Below are 14,928 nucleotides of genomic sequence, written 5' to 3'. Positions count from 1 at the left end.
CATCGGACTGCCGTCGTCGGGACGGCCGGGTCCCGCCGGCTCCGGCGAGACCCGTCGGGCGACTGTCAGTGGCCGGCTCTACGCTCGCGGTCATGGGAATGGTGACCTTCGTCGACGAGACGACATCAGGGGAGACCCGTGACTCCTGGGGGCTGGAGTTCACGGAGGAGCGGCTCAGCGCCCGGGAGTTGATCCGGCACCGGGTCCTCCGGGAAGTGGCGGACTACAACGCGCGGGAGCCCGAGGTCTACCGCGGCCTCGTCCAGCCGACCGACGCGGAGAGCGTGCTCAACGGCTACCGGCTGCGCACCCCGCGCCGCCTCGACCCCGAGCGGCAGTGCGAGCTGGCGCTCGACGCCTTCGGGCGCAACGGCTTCCTGCTGCTGGTCGCCGACCGGCAGGTCGAGAAGCTGGACGACGAGGTCGACCTACCGGCCGGCACCGAGGTCGTCTTCCTCAAGCTCGTGCCGCTGGTGGGTGGCTGATGGCCACGCCGGGGGAGCACGTGGCGGCGGTGCGGCGGCTGGCGGCCGCCGGGGATGTCGAAGGGCTGGCCGACCGGCTCGCCCAGGCCTTCGACCGTACGACGCGGGGCAGGTCGGGGGACTACGCGGCCAAACTGCTCGACGTGGTGGACGGTCTGACGCCGGACCAGCGGCGTGAGCTGGTGGCGCACTGGGTCGACCGCTACCGGGCGCTGGAGAAGGACGCGGGACGGGATCGCGACGCCTGCTACGGCCTGCTGCTGCTCGCGGCCCGCGCCGGCCGCGGCCTCGGCGTCGACCCGCTCGCCGACGAGCGCTCCGGGTGGCTCGCCGAGGTGGGCGACCACTTCTCCGTCTGGTACGACGACTGGCTCGCCCGGCTGGTCGACGCGGAGACCGCAGCGGGCCGTGACCTGCCGCCCGCCGTCGTGGCCACCCTGCGCAGGACCGTGCTCGGCGCCCCTCCCTCGGGCGGCCTGGCGACCGTGGTCAAGAAGCTCGCGGGCCCGCCGCTCAATCCCGGCGAGGAGTGGGCCGACGACGCGCTGGCGACCGCCGCACTGCTCGGCGAGCCCTGGCCGCGGCTGCTGCGGCTGGCCGCCACCGCGACCTCTGTGAAGCCGTCCGCCCGCTGGGAGAAGGACGCGGCGGCGCTGATCGAGCGGATCGGAAGCGACGCCGTGCGGGACAAGGCGGTGCACTGGCTGTCGCTGGCCGGGCGGCCGCGGACCATCCCGTTCGTGGGGCTGCACCACAGCCCCGACCCCGACGCGCAGCTCGACCCTTACAACGCCAACGCGCTGCGCGGAATGGCCTGGCTGCTCTCGCTGCTGCCGCCGCACCCCGCTGTCGCACGGGCGCTGGGCGCGCTGGTGGACATGGCGCTGCGCAAGGTCCCCGGTCTGGGCCCGCGCAATCCCAAGCTCGCCAATGCCGGAGTGGTCGCGCTGTCCCGCTGCGAAGGCGAGGCGGCGCTCGGGGAGATCGCCCGGCTGGCCTCCCGGGTGACCTTCCGCGGCACCCGCAAGCAGCTCGACCTGGCCCTGGAGACGCGGGCCGCCGCCCTCGGCCTGAGCCGGGAGGAGGTCGAGGAGCTGGCGGTGCCCGCCTACGGCCTCACCGAGGTCGGCCTGCTGCGGCACGAGCACGGCGAGCTGGCGGTGCGGGCCGGCAAGGCGGTGCTGAGCTGGCGCAATCCGGCGGGCAAGGAGGTCAAGGCCATCCCCGCGGCCGTCAAGCGCGACCACCCGGAGGAGGTCGCCGAGCTGAAGGCCGCGGCCAAGGACATCGACCGGATGCTCACCGCCCAGGCGGAGCGGCTCGACCGGCAGTTCCTGGCCCGCAGGCAGTGGGCTCATGCCGCCTGGCGCGAGCGCGTCCTCGACCACCCGCTGGTCGGCACCCTCGCCCGCCGCCTGCTGTGGACGGTCGACGGGACCCCCTGCGGCTATGCCGACGGGGAGTTGCGCACCCTCGCGGACGCGCCCGTCGCCGCCGGGCCCGGGGCCGCCGTCGAGCTGTGGCATCCGGTGGACCGCGAGCCCGCCGAGGTCGTCGCATGGCGCGACTGGCTCGAACGGCACCGGATCACCCAGCCGTTCAAGCAGGCCCACCGCGAGGTGTATCTGCTGACGGACGCCGAGCGCGGCACGGGCGGGTATTCCAACCGGTTCGCCGCGCACATCCTGCGCCAGCACCAGTTCCACTCGCTCGCCGCGGTCCGCGGCTGGACCGACGTGCTGCGGCTCTGCGTGGACGACACCTACCCGCCGACGTCCCGCGAGCTGCCGCAGTGGGGGCTGCGGGCCGAATTCCGGGTCGAGGGCGCGAGCGACGAGACGACCGGCTCCGGCAGCTACCTCTACCTGGCCACCGACCAGGTCCGCTTCTACCCGATCGACGCGGAGGTCAGCCACGGCCATGCGAGCGGCGGCGGATACAGCTTCACCGGCGCCGGGGCGCCCCCGGAGGCGGTGAAGCTGAGCGAGGTCCCCGCGCTGGTCCTCAGCGAAGTCCTGCGGGACGTCGACCTCTTCGTCGGCGTAGCCAGCGTGGGCAACGACCCGACCTGGCAGGACGGCGGGCCCGAGGGCCGCTACCGCGCCTACTGGGAGTCCTACGGCTTCGGCGACCTCACCCAGACCGCCCAGGGACGCCGCGACCTGCTCAGCCGTCTCATACCGAGGCTCGCCATAGCGGACCGGTGCAGCGTGCGGGACCGCTTCTTGCACGTGCGCGGCGACCTGCACACGTACAAGATCCATCTCGGGTCGGGGAACATCCTGATCGCGCCGCACGACCGGTATCTGTGCATCGTCCCGAAGTCCGCGCCCGGCGTGGTCTACGACGGCTACCTGCCCTTCGAGGGGGACAGGACGCTCACGCTGATATTGAGCAAGGCGCTGATGCTGGCCCGGGACACCGAGATCACCGATCGGACGATCCTGAGCCAGCTGTGACGGCACGCCTGTCGGTACGGTGGGTTTACGGGGTGCGGGACTTGACGCGTTCGGGGCGAGGGAGGGGGTGCCGGTGCGGTTGCCGAGGCGGTTGCCGTTCGGGGACGGATTGCGGGACACGCTCGGTCCGCCGCGGCGGGCGCGGCGGTTGGGCAGCAGTCCGCGTTCGCGGGTCTGGCGGGTCGAGCTGGGCGCCGGGCCCGCGGTCGTCAAGCAGATCGTCGGCGGCCACGAAGCCGCCGAGCGGTACGACCGCGAGGTGGCGGCGATACGGCTGGCCCTGCGCGCCAAGGCCCCCGTCGTGCCGGCGCTGCTGGGGACCGACCCGGACGCGCGGGTCATGGTGCTGGAACGCGTGGAGGACCGGCGGCCGTCAGCCGACTGGATCGTCGACTACGCCACCGGGCTCGCGCGCCTGCACGCCTCCGCGGGCCCGGAGGCCACGGGCATCCTGCCGCGCTGGCAGGGCCCGGAAGGCTCCGACGCCGACGCCTTCCTCCGCCTCGCCGACCGGCTCGGCGCCCCCGTCCCGCCCGGCGTGCCCGCCGAACTCGACGCCCTCGTCCACCGCCTCGCCGAGGCCCCGGGCCACGCCCTGCTGCACGGCGACCCCTGCCCCGGCAACGACCTGCACACCGCAGACGGCGTCCGGTTCATCGACTTCGAGCAGGCGTCCTGGGGCAGCGGCCTGGTCGAACTCGCCTACCTCCGCATCGGCTTCCCCACCTGCTGGTGCGTCACCGCCGCCCCGGCGGCGCTGCTTGAGCGGGCGGAGGCGGCGTATCTGGCGACCTGGCGCGAGGAGACCGGCACGGACCTCCTCGGGCGCGGCCCCGACTCCGATCAGAGCCGCGGCCGAGACGCCGACCCCGACTCCGGCCCCCACCCCGGCCGCGACGCCGACCTCGGCCTGGGCCTTGCCGACGCGTGTGCCGGGTGGCTGATCAGGGGCGACGCCCTGGTCGAGCGCGCCCATCGCGACGGCACCGACCACCTGTCCCGCCTCCCCGCCGAGGACTGGACCTGGGGCACCGTGACCGCCCGCGAGCGGCTCGCGCACCGGCTGGCGGTGGTGGGCCGGCTGACCGCCGGCCACCCCGCCCTGTCCGGCACGAGCACCCTCACGTCGAGCTTCCGCGAGCGGATGCTCGCCCGCTGGCCCGCCCTCGGCGCGGTGCCGGCCGACCGCCCGTAGGGCAGGGAGCCCCTCCGGCGCGGTCAGGCGGCGTCGAGGGCCGCGGTGATCTTGCGGGTCATCTCGATGACGCTGGGGGTGGGTCCGCCCTTGCGGGTGTCGGCGGCAGTGGTGATGGCGGTGATGACGGTCCCGCGGAAGTTGTCGGCCTCGGCGGGGGACTGCTCGGCGAGCAGGCTCATGGTCGCGGTGAGGGCGGGCAGGACGCGGTCGGCGAGTTCGGCGGTGGACCTGCCGCCGAGGTCTCCGATGCGCGACCGCTCGGCGAGGACGTGCCCGACCGGACCGGTCGCGGTGGCCAGGGCGATGGAGCCGTGCTTGGCGGCCTTGTGCGGCGAGCCGGCGGCGTCGGCGGCGGCCATCAGGGAGACGGCCCCGTAGGCGGCGGTGCGCAGGGTGAGCTTGTCCTGGTCGGTGAGGGCGAGGGTGGTGGAGGTGGAGGTGGAGGTGGCGGACATGGGCTGTGTGCTCCTCGGGATCTTCGCGGCCCCCGGGCGGGGCTCGCGCCGTTTCCTTCTGGACCAGAGCTTGCCGCCGCCCGCTTTCAGCCCGCCCACACCGCGCATTCAGCGCCCCGGCGGCCGCCGCGACCCGCTGAAACCGCGAAGGCCCGCCCTCTCGCTGGACGAGGGGGCGGGCCTTCGGGACGGGAGGGGGATCAGAAGCGGCGCGTGATGAGCGCTCGCTTCACCTCCTGGATCGCCTTGGTCACCTCGATGCCGCGCGGGCAGGCGTCCGTGCAGTTGAAGGTGGTGCGGCAGCGCCAGACGCCGTCCTTGTCGTTGAGGATCTCCAGGCGCTGCTCGCCGCCCTCGTCGCGCGAGTCGAAGATGAAACGGTGGGCGTTGACGATGGCCGCGGGGCCGAAGTACTGGCCGTCGTTCCAGTAGACCGGGCAGGACGAGGTGCAGGCGGCGCAGAGGATGCACTTGGTCGTGTCGTCGAAGCGCGCACGGTCCTCGGCGGACTGGAGGCGCTCGCGGGTGGGCTCGTTGCCCGTCGTGATGAGGAAGGGCATCACGTCGCGGTAGGCCTGGAAGAAGGGGTCCATGTCGACCACGAGGTCCTTGAGGACGGTGAGGCCCTTGATGGGCTCGACCGTGATCGGCTTCTCGGGGTTGATGTCCTTGATCAGGGTCTTGCAGGCCAGGCGGTTGCGGCCGTTGATGCGGACCGCGTCGGAGCCGCAGACGCCGTGGGCGCAGGAGCGGCGGAAGGTGAGGGTGCCGTCGATCTCCCACTTGATCTTGTGGAGGGCGTCCAGGACGCGCTCCTTGGGGTCGATCGGCAGCTGGTAGTCGACCCATTCGGCCTGGTCGGAGACCTCGGGGTTGAAGCGCCGGACCCGCAGGGTGACGGTGATCAGGTGGGACGCGGAGGCCTCGGCGGCGTCCAGGGCGGACGAGTGCTTGTCCAGCGTCGGAGAGTTCGGGGTGCTCATCAGTACTTACGCTCCATCGGCTGGTAGCGGGTCGTCACGACCGGCTTGTAGTCCAGGCGGATCGACTCGGCGCCGGTCGTGTCGTCCACCTCGCGGTAGGCCATCGTGTGCCGCATGAAGTTGACGTCGTCCCTGGTGGGGAAGTCCTCGCGGTAGTGGCCGCCGCGGGATTCCTTGCGGGCCAGCGCGGAGACGGCCATGACCTCGGCGAGGTCGAGCAGGTTGCCCAGCTCGACGGCTTCCAGCAGATCGGTGTTGAACCGCTTGCCCTTGTCCTGGATGGACACGCTCAGGTAGCGCTCGCGCAGCTCGCCGATCTTCTCGACGGCGGTCTTGATGGTCTGCTCGGTGCGGAAGACCATCACGTTGGCGTCCATGCACTCCTGCAGCTCGCGCCTGATCTCCGCGACCCGCTCGCTGCCGGTGGCCGAGCGCAGCCGCTCGACCTGGGCCTCGACCTGGGCGGCCGGGTCCTCGGGCAGCGGCACGAAGTCGTTGGCGTGGGCGTATTCCGCGGCGGCGATGCCGGAGCGGCGGCCGAAGACGTTGATGTCGAGCAGCGAGTTGGTGCCGAGCCGGTTCGCGCCGTGCACGGACACGCAGGCGACCTCGCCGGCCGCGTAGAGGCCGGGGACGACGGTGGTGTTGTCGCGCAGCACCTCGCCCTGGACGTTGGTGGGGATGCCGCCCATGGCGTAGTGCGCGGTGGGCTGGATCGGGATCGGGTCGGTGTAGGGCTCGATGCCCAGGTACGTGCGGGCGAACTCGGTGATGTCCGGCAGCTTCGCGTCCAGCTGCTCCGGCGGCAGGTGGGTCAGGTCGAGGTAGACGTGGTCGCCCTCGGGACCGCAGCCGCGGCCCTCGCGGATCTCGGTGTAGATCGCCCGGGAGACGACGTCGCGCGAGGCCAGGTCCTTCATGACGGGGGCGTACTTCTCCATGAAGCGCTCGCCGTCCTTGTTGCGGAGGATGCCGCCCTCACCGCGGGCGCCCTCCGTCAGCAGGATGCCCATGCGCCAGATGCCCGTCGGGTGGAACTGGAAGAACTCCATGTCCTCAAGGGGCAGCCCGCGCCGGTAGACGGCGGCCTGGCCGTCGCCGGTGAGGGTGTGCGCGTTGGAGGTCACCTTGAAGAACTTGCCGGTGCCGCCGGACGCGTAGATCACGGCCTTCGCCTGGAAGACGTGGATCTCGCCGGTGGCCAGCTCGTACGCCACCACGCCGGCGGACCGCTGCACGCCGTCGACCTCGGTGAGCAGCTGGTCGAGTACGTAGAACTCGTTGAAGAACTCCACGCCCTCCTTGACGCAGTTCTGATAAAGCGTCTGGAGGATCATGTGACCGGTGCGGTCGGCGGCATAGCACGCCCGGCGGACCGCGGCCTCACCGTGGTTGCGGGTGTGGCCGCCGAAGCGGCGCTGGTCGATCCGGCCCTCGGGCGTCCGGTTGAACGGCAGGCCCATCTTCTCCAGGTCGAGGACCGCGTCGATGGCCTCCTTCGCCAGGATCTCGGCGGCGTCCTGGTCGACCAGGTAGTCGCCGCCCTTGATCGTGTCGAAGGTGTGCCACTCCCAGTTGTCCTCCTCGACGTTCGCGAGGGCGGCGGCCATGCCGCCCTGGGCGGCGCCGGTGTGGGACCGGGTCGGGTAGAGCTTGGTCAGGACGGCGGTGCGGCTGCGCTTGGTGGCCTCGATGGCGGCGCGCATACCGGCGCCGCCCGCGCCGACGATGACGGTGTCGTACTTGTGGATCTGCATGGGTCGCTTTCCCTGTCCAGCCCTGGCTTAGCGGATGTTCGGGTCGAAGGTGAAGATCACCAGCGAGCCGAGCACGATGGTGAACGCCACTGCGGTGAACAGCAGCGTCTTGAGCCAGACGCGGGTGTTGGCCTGCTCGGCGTAGTCGTTGATGACGGTCCGCAGGCCGTTGCCGCCGTGCAGCATCGCGAGCCACAGCATGGCCAGGTCCCAGTACTGCCAGAACGGCGACGCCCAGCGGCCGGCGACGAAGGCGAAACCGACCTTCTGCACACCGCCGTCGAGCACCAGCTGGATCAGCAGGTGGCCGAGGACCAGCACGACGAGCACCACACCGGACAGCCGCATGAACAGCCAGCCGTACATCTCGAAGTTGGTGCGGCCGCCGCGCGGGGTGCGCTTGGTGCGGGCCCGCGGCGGCTCGATGACCGGCGCGGGATTCTCCGGGCTGAACGGGACGACGCTGGAGCCGGTCAGCTCGACGGCGTCGGAGACGTCAGTGGACATGGATCAGTTCCCCCACAGGACTCGTGCGGCGTGGCCCAGGACCGGGTAGATCGCGCCGAGCATCAGCAGGATCCACAGGCCGACCACGGTCCAGAGCATCTGCTTCTGGTAGCGCGGGCCCTGGGTCCAGTAGTCGACGGCGATGATCCGCAGGCCGTTCAGCGCGTGGAAGAGGATCGCGGCGACCAGGCCGTACTCCAGCAGGCTGACGATCGGGGTCTTGTAGGTGGCGACGACCTTGTCGTAGTCCTCGGGGGAGACCCGCACCAGGGCGGTGTCGAGGACATGCACGAACAGGAAGAAGAAGATGAGGACACCGGTGACTCGATGAGCCACCCACGACCACATGCCTTCCCGGCCGCGGTAAAGCGTTCCAGCCGGCACGGAAAAAACCCTCCGGGAGCGGGGCGAGGGGTGCCGGCTAGGGGTGTCGGTCACGCCCGGCCGGGTACGGTCCACCGGCCCCGGCCATCGTAGCGACGCGATACGGGGTCGGTACCGCGGGGTAGGCCAGGTGTGATCGATCCCGCACGGTCGGGTGAACGGGGCGGCTCGAATGCCCGCACGGACTGGTCCGTATGCCCGTCGCCGCTGGTCGTCCCTGTGCCACCGGAAGCGGAACCTGTGGGTCCCGCGGGTCCCGTGAGCCCTGCGGGACCGGTCGGTCCCGCCGATCCCGCGGGTCCGCCGGCCAGCCGGACCAGCCGGGTGCGGCAGATCCGGCGCAGCTGCTCGGCGGTGACCACCCGCTCCTCGTCCTCGTCGTGCCCGAGCCGCTCGCGCAGGCTGGCCAGGGTCTGGTCCAGGGCCGCGCCCGGGTCGGCGGCGGTGCGCTCGTCCAGGGCGAGGATGAAGGCGTGGCCGAACTTCGCCTCGTAGTGCGCGTGGGCGGCGCGCAGCGCGGTGTGCACGGTCAGGCCGCCGCGGTCGGCCAGCGCCGTGGTCGCCTCGCCGGCCAGCGCCTCGGTGAGATCGCCGGGCGTCAGGTCGTACGCCGCCTCGTCCGCCGCGGCCAGCAGCGCCTCGACGGTCGGATACGGGCGGTGCGCGGCCACCCGCCGCGCCCACCGGTGGCTGCCGCAGCAGGCCAGCAGCGCCGTCTCGGCGGCGGTGGGCGGCGCGTGGTTGAGCCGCGTCAGCGGGGACGGCGGAGCGTCGGACGCGGTGTCACTGGGCAGCAGCGGGGCTCCAGGGTCGTGGTGGGACGGCCGCACGGCATCCCCGTACGGCGGATTCGGCGGGGGAGAACTCCACTGTAGGCGCGGCCGGTTCGAACAGCGCAGGCAGGTGTGCGAACTTCACCCGTACGGAGCCAAGGGTCGGCCCGGTGTTGACCTGGCCGACCCCCGCGGCCGGGCGCGTCGCGAGTCGACCGGTACGCCGGTACGCCGCTCTGTCCCTACGGCTGTCCGCCGGTCCGCCGGTCCCTCAGTCCCACCAGAACGACCAGAGCCGCTCGCCGCGCAGCGCCTCCGCGTAGTCGGGGAAGGGGAAGGTCCCGTCGTTCAGGTTCGACGCGCCGGTCAGGACGTGCTCCAGGGCGACGTGTGCCGCGTGCCGGGAGGTCAGCGGGGGAGAGGCCACCGACACGAAGACCGACGAGCCCTCGAAGCCGATGACCCGGGCGCCGAAGCGGTCCTCCCAGCTGCGCAGCAGCGCGGACAGCTCCAGCGCGGGGGCGTCCGCGTCCCAGCCCACCGCGGCGGGCAGGTCGGCGCTGCGGTCCACCCGCGCCAGCGCGACATACGCGGTGAAGCGGGTCGTGAAGTAGTGCAGCATCTGGCCGACGCCGGCTCGCGCCACCGCGTCCGGCGACGGGCCCGGGTGCGGCTCCGAGGGTGCGGCGAGTCCGGGCCAGCGGGTGTACGGCGGGCCCGCCAGGCCGAGCCGGGCGGAGGTGTCCCTCGGGTCCGGCGGCCCCGCGAAGCCGAGCTGGGCGGCGAGTTCCGTCAGGTCGCTGAGGTCGGCGAGGGCCGGGTGCCCGGCGAGGTCGGCGAGGTCCGCGAGCCCGTGGTGCGACGCGGGGTCGCCCTGGCCGTGGTGCGGCGCCGGGTCGGTGAGGCCCGGATGCGGGGCCGGGTCGCCGGCGCCCCGGTGTGCCGGAGGAGGTAACGCGGTCTGGCGGTACGTCAGCCACGACTCGTGCAGCGACTCGGCCACGTCCACGGTGTCGATCTCCGCCGACCGGTGGCCGTGGCCGTGGGCGCAGGGCCAGGCCATCAGCACGGGGTGCCAGCCGGTGGCGCGGTGCTGGGCGTGGCAGGAGGCCCACAGGCCGCCGGGCGCGACGACGGGCTCCTCGCTGATCCACAGCCCCGGTGAGGAACCGGCGATCAGCCGCCCTGGGGGGAGGCCGTCGGGGAGGCGGGCCACGGACATGAAGGAATGCTCCTTGGCGGGGCACACGAGAAGTGACGACGGCCGGGGGCCGCCTCCCCCCACAGGAGCGTCCCCGGCCGCCGACTTGTACTGCGTATCCCAGACCAAAAGTGTCACTGCCGCTCATGAGGCAGGATTGGCCGTGTGTTCGAGGGGGTGGGGCCCGACGTGGAATTGCACGAGTCTCTGGAGGCCGCGGTCGGCGCGGCGCAGCGGGGCGACGACACCGCGTTCCGTACCGTCTACCGTGCTGTCCAGCCGCAGCTGCTGAACTACGTCCGCAGCCTGGTCGGGCCGGCGGACGCCGAGGACGTGGCGTCGGAGGCCTGGCTCCAGATCGCCCGCGACCTGCCCAACTACCGCACCGGCAGCGGCTCGATAAGGGGCTGGGCCGCCAGGATCGCCCGCAACCGGGCGCTCGACCACATCAGGGCCCGCAGCCGCCGGCCGGTGAACGGCGGCGGGGTGGACGACCTCGTCCAGCTCCCGGACCGGGCCGACACGGCGGGCGAGGCGCTGGACGCGGTCGCCACCGACCGGGCGCTGGCGGCGATCGCGGCGCTGCCGCGCGAGCAGGCGGAGGCGGTGCTGCTGCGGGTGGTGATGGGGCTCGATTCGACCAGTGCTGCGCGAGTGCTCGGAAAGCGCGCCGGATCGGTGAGAATGGCCACGCACCGCGGGCTGCGACGGCTCGCCGAGATCCTGGAGTACGACCACGGGGACCCCGGCGACTCCGCCGACCGGACGGACCGCATGGAGCGAACGGACCGGACGGAGCGCGGGGACGACCGCGCGGCCGGGTACGGCGACGCCCCCGGCGCGGTCTCCCAGCAGCGGCCCGCGGACCGGCCGCACGCGGATGTGACGTTTTCCGCGTCCAAAGCGCTCTGAGGGAGTGGGATGAGCGACAACACTCGACGCGAAGCCGCATCCACGGACCCGCCCCACCCGGCCCGGCACTCCCACCCGCCTCACTACGCCGCCGCGCCCCGCGCCGGGACCTGGCCCGACGCCCGCACCGCCGAGGTCCTGCTGTCCGGCGCCGCGTCCTGCGCCCCGCCCACCGTGCCCGCCGACCGCCTCGTCCGCCTGCTGGCCGCGGCCCGCGACGGCCACGCACCGCTCGACCCGGCCCGGGAGGCCGCCGCCCTCGCCGCCTTCCGCAGCGCGGCCGCGGGACGGGCCGACACCCCCGACGGACCGGCGGGGGCGCACCGCGGCCCGCTGACGGTGCTGCGTACGGCTCTCGCCGTGGGGGTGGCCGCGGCCGCCGGATCCCGCGGCGGGCCGCTGGCCGTGCTGCGCACCGCCTTCGCCGTGCGGCGCCCGCGGGTGATGGCCGCCGCCGTGGTCTCCGCGCTGGCGATCGGCGGGGTGGCGGTGGGGATGGCGGCGGCCGCCCGGTCGTTCACACCGGGGTCAGGCGCGGGGACCGGGCCGCTGGACACCAGGCCGCCCGCGGCGGTGTCGCCCGACGGCGGCACGGCCGGGCCCTGGACGGCGGGCCCGGGGCGGCGCGACAGCAGCGGCCCCGCGGCGCCGGCCGCCCCGCCGGCGCCGCCGGTGCACGGCGGCGCCGACGAGCACCGGCACGGCTTCGGCCACCAGGGCTTCGGCCACGGCTACGGATCGGGCCGGGGCAGCGGCTACGGGCGCTCGGCCGGCAAGGACCAGAAGGCCGGGCGCCACGTGCCTCCGGCGAGCCGTGCGGGCAGCGGCCGGATCAGCAAGCCGCAGTCGGCGGAAAGGGTGGAAAAGGGGCACGGCACCGGCGGCCCCCGCCACAGCCGCCACGGGCGGCGCCCCGCGTTACGTGCCCGGGGCAGGTGACACTTCTGACAGTCCGTGCGCTGTAGGGAGTAAGGCCGACTGGTCATCGGCCCCCTGATCCCGGTTCTCCCCGTATCGGGTTCGGGTACCACGGAGCGCGGCCGGGCGCATTCCCCCTGCCCGGCCGCGCTCCCTCCCCGTGGGTCCCTTGCCCGAGGGCGGGTCACCAGTAGACGACGACCTTGTCGCCGACACGCACCTCGTCGAAGAGCTTCGAGATCGCGGCCTTGTCCCGTACGTTCACGCAGCCGTGGGACGCGCCGGCGTAGCCGCGGGCGGCGAAGTCGGACGAGTAGTGGACCGCCTGGCCGCCGCTGAAGAACATCGCGAACGGCATCGACGTGTGGTAGATCGTCGAGACGTGGTCGCGGCTCTTGGAATTCACATGGAAGAGGCCCTCACGGGTCGGGGTGTACTGCGACCCGAAGCGGACGTCCATGGTGGCCTGGACCTTGCCGTCCACCACCCACGACAGGGTGCGGCTGGTCTTGCTGACGCACAGCGCGCGGCCGGTCATGCAGCGCGGGTCCAGCTTGCCGGCCGGCTTGGCCGGGACCGGCGGGTACAGCTCCTTGTGCGTGGGCTGGTGGGTCAGTGACCGCAGCTTGGACCAGGTGGCCTGGCTGACGCTGCCGGTCGAGCCGAGCCCGTGCCGCTCCTGGAAGTCGCTCACCGAGTGCTGGGTGACGGTGCCGTAGTAGCCGGTCGGGTTCTGCGAGAAGAGGCGCAGCTGGCCGAGCCTGGCCTGCAGCTCGCGGACCTGGGCGCTGCTCGCGCCGACCTTCATGACGGCGGGCTCGACCGGCGGCTTGGCGGGCGCCTTCGTCGTCGGCGGTGCGGAAGGCCTGGCCGCGGTGGTCGGCGGCGTGGTGGCCGGTTCGGTCGTGGCAGGCGCGGTGGTCGGGTCCGCGCTGCCGGTGGCCGGCTCGGTCGTGCCCGCGGTGGTCGTGGCCGCGGGCGGCTTCGGGTCGGCCCCGGTGTCCTGCGGGCCGCACGCGGCGAGCACCGCCATGGCGATCGCCGCGCCGGCGGCGGCCACGGTCACCGAGACCCGCCGTCTGCCCCTGGTCCTTGTCGACATCGTTCTCCATCCCCCTGAGTCGGCCCCTGTGAACCACTAGACACGTTTCCGGCGCGTGCGGTTGCGGCACGCATGGTGGAGACACGGGGGCGGACGGCCGACTGTGAGGAAGGTCCCAGCCCGCCGCGCTGCACCGCGTGCACGCCCGCCGCTACAGTCCGTGGCGGGAGCCCCCCTCTATCCCACCCCACCAGCACTGCGGAGGCGTGAAGCATGACGCGCGAGTCGGAAAGCGGCCTGCCGATCGAGCCGGTCTACGGCCCGGAGGCGCTGCGCGACTGGGACCCGGCGCAGAAGCTGGGGGAGCCCGGCGGCTATCCCTTCACCCGCGGGGTCTACCCGTCGATGTACACCGGACGGCCGTGGACGATGCGGCAGTACGCCGGGTTCGGCACCGCCTCGGAGTCCAACGCGCGCTACAAGCAGCTGATCGCCAACGGCACCATGGGCCTGTCCGTCGCCTTCGACCTGCCCACCCAGATGGGCCACGACTCGGACGCGGCCATCGCGCACGGCGAGGTCGGCAAGGTCGGGGTCGCCATCGACTCGATCGACGACATGCTGGTGCTCTTCGACGGCATCCCGCTGGACAAGGTGTCCACCTCGATGACGATCAACGCGCCCGCCGCCCTCCTGCTGCTGCTCTACCAGCTCGTCGGCGAGGAGCAGGGCGTGCCCGCCGAGCAGCTGACCGGCACCATCCAGAACGACGTGCTGAAGGAGTACATCGCGCGGGGGACGTACATCTTCCCGCCCAAGCCGTCGCTGCGGCTGATCGCCGACATCTTCGCCTACTGCAAGGCGGAGATCCCGAAGTGGAACACCATTTCGATCTCCGGTTACCACATGGCGGAGGCCGGCGCCTCGCCCGCGCAGGAGATCGCCTTCACGCTCGCCGACGGGATCGAATACGTCCGCACCGCGGTCGCCGCGGGTATGGACGTGGACGATTTCGCACCGCGGCTCTCGTTCTTCTTCGTGTCCCGCACGACGATCTTGGAAGAGGTCGCGAAATTCCGGGCGGCCCGGCGGATCTGGGCGCGGGTGATGCGCGAGGAGTTCGGCGCGAGGAATCCCAAGTCGCTGATGCTGCGCTTCCACACCCAGACCGCCGGGGTGCAGCTGACGGCGCAGCAGCCCGAGGTCAACCTGGTACGGGTCGCCGTCCAGGGCCTGGCCGCGGTACTCGGCGGCACGCAGTCGCTGCACACCAACTCCTTCGACGAGGCCATCGCGCTGCCCACCGACAAGTCGGCCAGGCTCGCGCTGCGCACCCAGCAGGTGCTGGCCTACGAGACCGACGTCACCGCCACCGTGGACCCCTTCGCGGGCAGCTACGTGGTGGAGGCGATGACCGACGAGGTCGAGGCGGCCACCGTCGAACTGATGGCGAAGGTCGAGGAGCTGGGCGGTGCGGTCGCGGCGATCGAGCACGGCTTCCAGAAGGGCGAGATCGAGCGGAACGCCTACCGCATCGCCCTGGAGACCGACGCGGGCGAGCGGGTCGTCGTCGGCGTCAACCGCTTCAAGCTGGACGAGGAGGAGCCCTACGAGCCGCTGCGGGTCGACCCGGCGATCGAGGCCCAGCAGGCCGCCAGGCTCGGCGCCCTGCGGGACGCCCGCGACCAGGACGCGGTCGACGCGGCGCTGTCCGCGCTGCAGAAGGCCGCAGCGGGCACCGAGAACGTGCTCTACCCGATGAGGGACGCGCTCAGGGCGCGCGCCACGGTCGGCGAGGTCTGCAACGCGCTGCGCGAGGTGTGGGGCACCTACGTGCCCACCGACGCCTTCTGA

At 72.8% G+C, this 14,928-nt stretch carries 13 protein-coding genes and 1 pseudogene; 6 read left to right on the top strand and 8 right to left on the bottom strand.

Annotated elements, in window-relative coordinates:
* Positions 1-92 precede the first annotated feature (92 nt).
* From OG900_15415 to OG900_15405, 3 genes are all read left to right on the top strand, one after another.
* A complete protein-coding gene (locus OG900_15415; protein WUH91357.1) occupies positions 93-485 on the top strand; it encodes a hypothetical protein in 393 nt (130 codons plus the stop codon).
* A complete protein-coding gene (locus OG900_15410) occupies positions 485-2,944 on the top strand; it encodes a DUF4132 domain-containing protein (GenBank protein ID WUH91356.1) in 2,460 nt (819 codons plus the stop codon). The genes OG900_15415 and OG900_15410 overlap by 1 nt, the downstream gene beginning before the upstream one ends.
* Before the next feature lie 79 nt (positions 2,945-3,023).
* Positions 3,024-4,139, top strand: a complete 1,116-nt coding sequence (locus OG900_15405) for an aminoglycoside phosphotransferase family protein (protein ID WUH95773.1) — start codon at positions 3,024-3,026, stop codon at positions 4,137-4,139.
* A 23-nt stretch (positions 4,140-4,162) separates the two neighbouring features.
* Here the strand turns inward: OG900_15405 and OG900_15400 are convergent, their stop codons facing one another.
* The 7 genes and pseudogenes from OG900_15400 to OG900_15370 all read right to left on the bottom strand — a co-directional run bounded on the left by OG900_15400 (position 4,163) and on the right by OG900_15370 (position 10,223).
* The gene (locus OG900_15400; GenBank protein ID WUH91355.1) at positions 4,163-4,597 is read right to left on the bottom strand and encodes a hypothetical protein; all 435 of its coding nucleotides are present in this window, start codon (positions 4,595-4,597) and stop codon (positions 4,163-4,165) included.
* Positions 4,598-4,797: 200 nt separating this feature from the next.
* Positions 4,798-5,580, bottom strand: coding sequence for a succinate dehydrogenase iron-sulfur subunit (locus OG900_15395; GenBank protein ID WUH91354.1), 783 nt, complete (start codon positions 5,578-5,580; stop codon positions 4,798-4,800).
* Positions 5,580-7,337, bottom strand: a complete 1,758-nt coding sequence (sdhA, locus tag OG900_15390; protein ID WUH91353.1) for a succinate dehydrogenase flavoprotein subunit — start codon at positions 7,335-7,337, stop codon at positions 5,580-5,582. Before sdhA ends, OG900_15395 begins: the two co-directional genes overlap by 1 nt.
* Before the next feature lie 27 nt (positions 7,338-7,364).
* Positions 7,365-7,844, bottom strand: a complete 480-nt coding sequence (locus OG900_15385) for a succinate dehydrogenase hydrophobic membrane anchor subunit (GenBank protein WUH91352.1) — start codon at positions 7,842-7,844, stop codon at positions 7,365-7,367.
* A 3-nt stretch (positions 7,845-7,847) separates the two neighbouring features.
* Positions 7,848-8,228: a succinate dehydrogenase, cytochrome b556 subunit gene (sdhC, locus tag OG900_15380; protein WUH91351.1), complete on the bottom strand. Its 381-nt coding sequence runs from the start codon at positions 8,226-8,228 to the stop codon at positions 7,848-7,850.
* A gap of 308 nt (positions 8,229-8,536) precedes the next feature.
* Positions 8,537-8,983, bottom strand: a pseudogene (locus OG900_15375) (2-oxo-4-hydroxy-4-carboxy-5-ureidoimidazoline decarboxylase).
* A gap of 289 nt (positions 8,984-9,272) precedes the next feature.
* Entirely contained in the window at positions 9,273-10,223 is a 951-nt protein-coding gene (locus OG900_15370; protein ID WUH91350.1) for a DUF4253 domain-containing protein, read from the bottom strand.
* Positions 10,224-10,367: 144 nt separating this feature from the next.
* Between OG900_15370 and OG900_15365 the strand changes: the two genes are divergently transcribed.
* Both OG900_15365 and OG900_15360 read left to right on the top strand, forming a co-directional pair.
* Positions 10,368-11,114, top strand: coding sequence for an RNA polymerase sigma factor (locus OG900_15365; GenBank protein WUH91349.1), 747 nt, complete (start codon positions 10,368-10,370; stop codon positions 11,112-11,114).
* Between the two features lie 9 nt (positions 11,115-11,123).
* The gene (locus tag OG900_15360) at positions 11,124-12,053 is read left to right on the top strand and encodes a hypothetical protein (GenBank protein WUH91348.1); all 930 of its coding nucleotides are present in this window, start codon (positions 11,124-11,126) and stop codon (positions 12,051-12,053) included.
* Between the two features lie 163 nt (positions 12,054-12,216).
* Here OG900_15360 and OG900_15355 read toward each other — a convergent pair whose 3' ends face one another.
* Positions 12,217-13,134 (bottom strand): L,D-transpeptidase family protein, encoded by a 918-nt coding sequence (locus OG900_15355; GenBank protein WUH91347.1) that lies wholly within the window; start codon positions 13,132-13,134, stop codon positions 12,217-12,219.
* Between the two features lie 213 nt (positions 13,135-13,347).
* Between OG900_15355 and OG900_15350 the strand changes: the two genes are divergently transcribed.
* Positions 13,348-14,928 carry a methylmalonyl-CoA mutase family protein gene (locus OG900_15350; protein WUH91346.1) on the top strand — a complete coding sequence of 527 codons (1,581 nt, stop codon included), beginning with the start codon at positions 13,348-13,350 and terminating at the stop codon, positions 14,926-14,928.

This window comes from Streptomyces sp. NBC_00433 (genome assembly GCA_036015235.1).
Taxonomy (GTDB): Bacteria; Actinomycetota; Actinomycetes; order Streptomycetales; family Streptomycetaceae; genus Actinacidiphila.
Note: the sequence above shows the minus strand (reverse complement) of the source record. Positions and strands in the feature narration are given on the sequence as shown.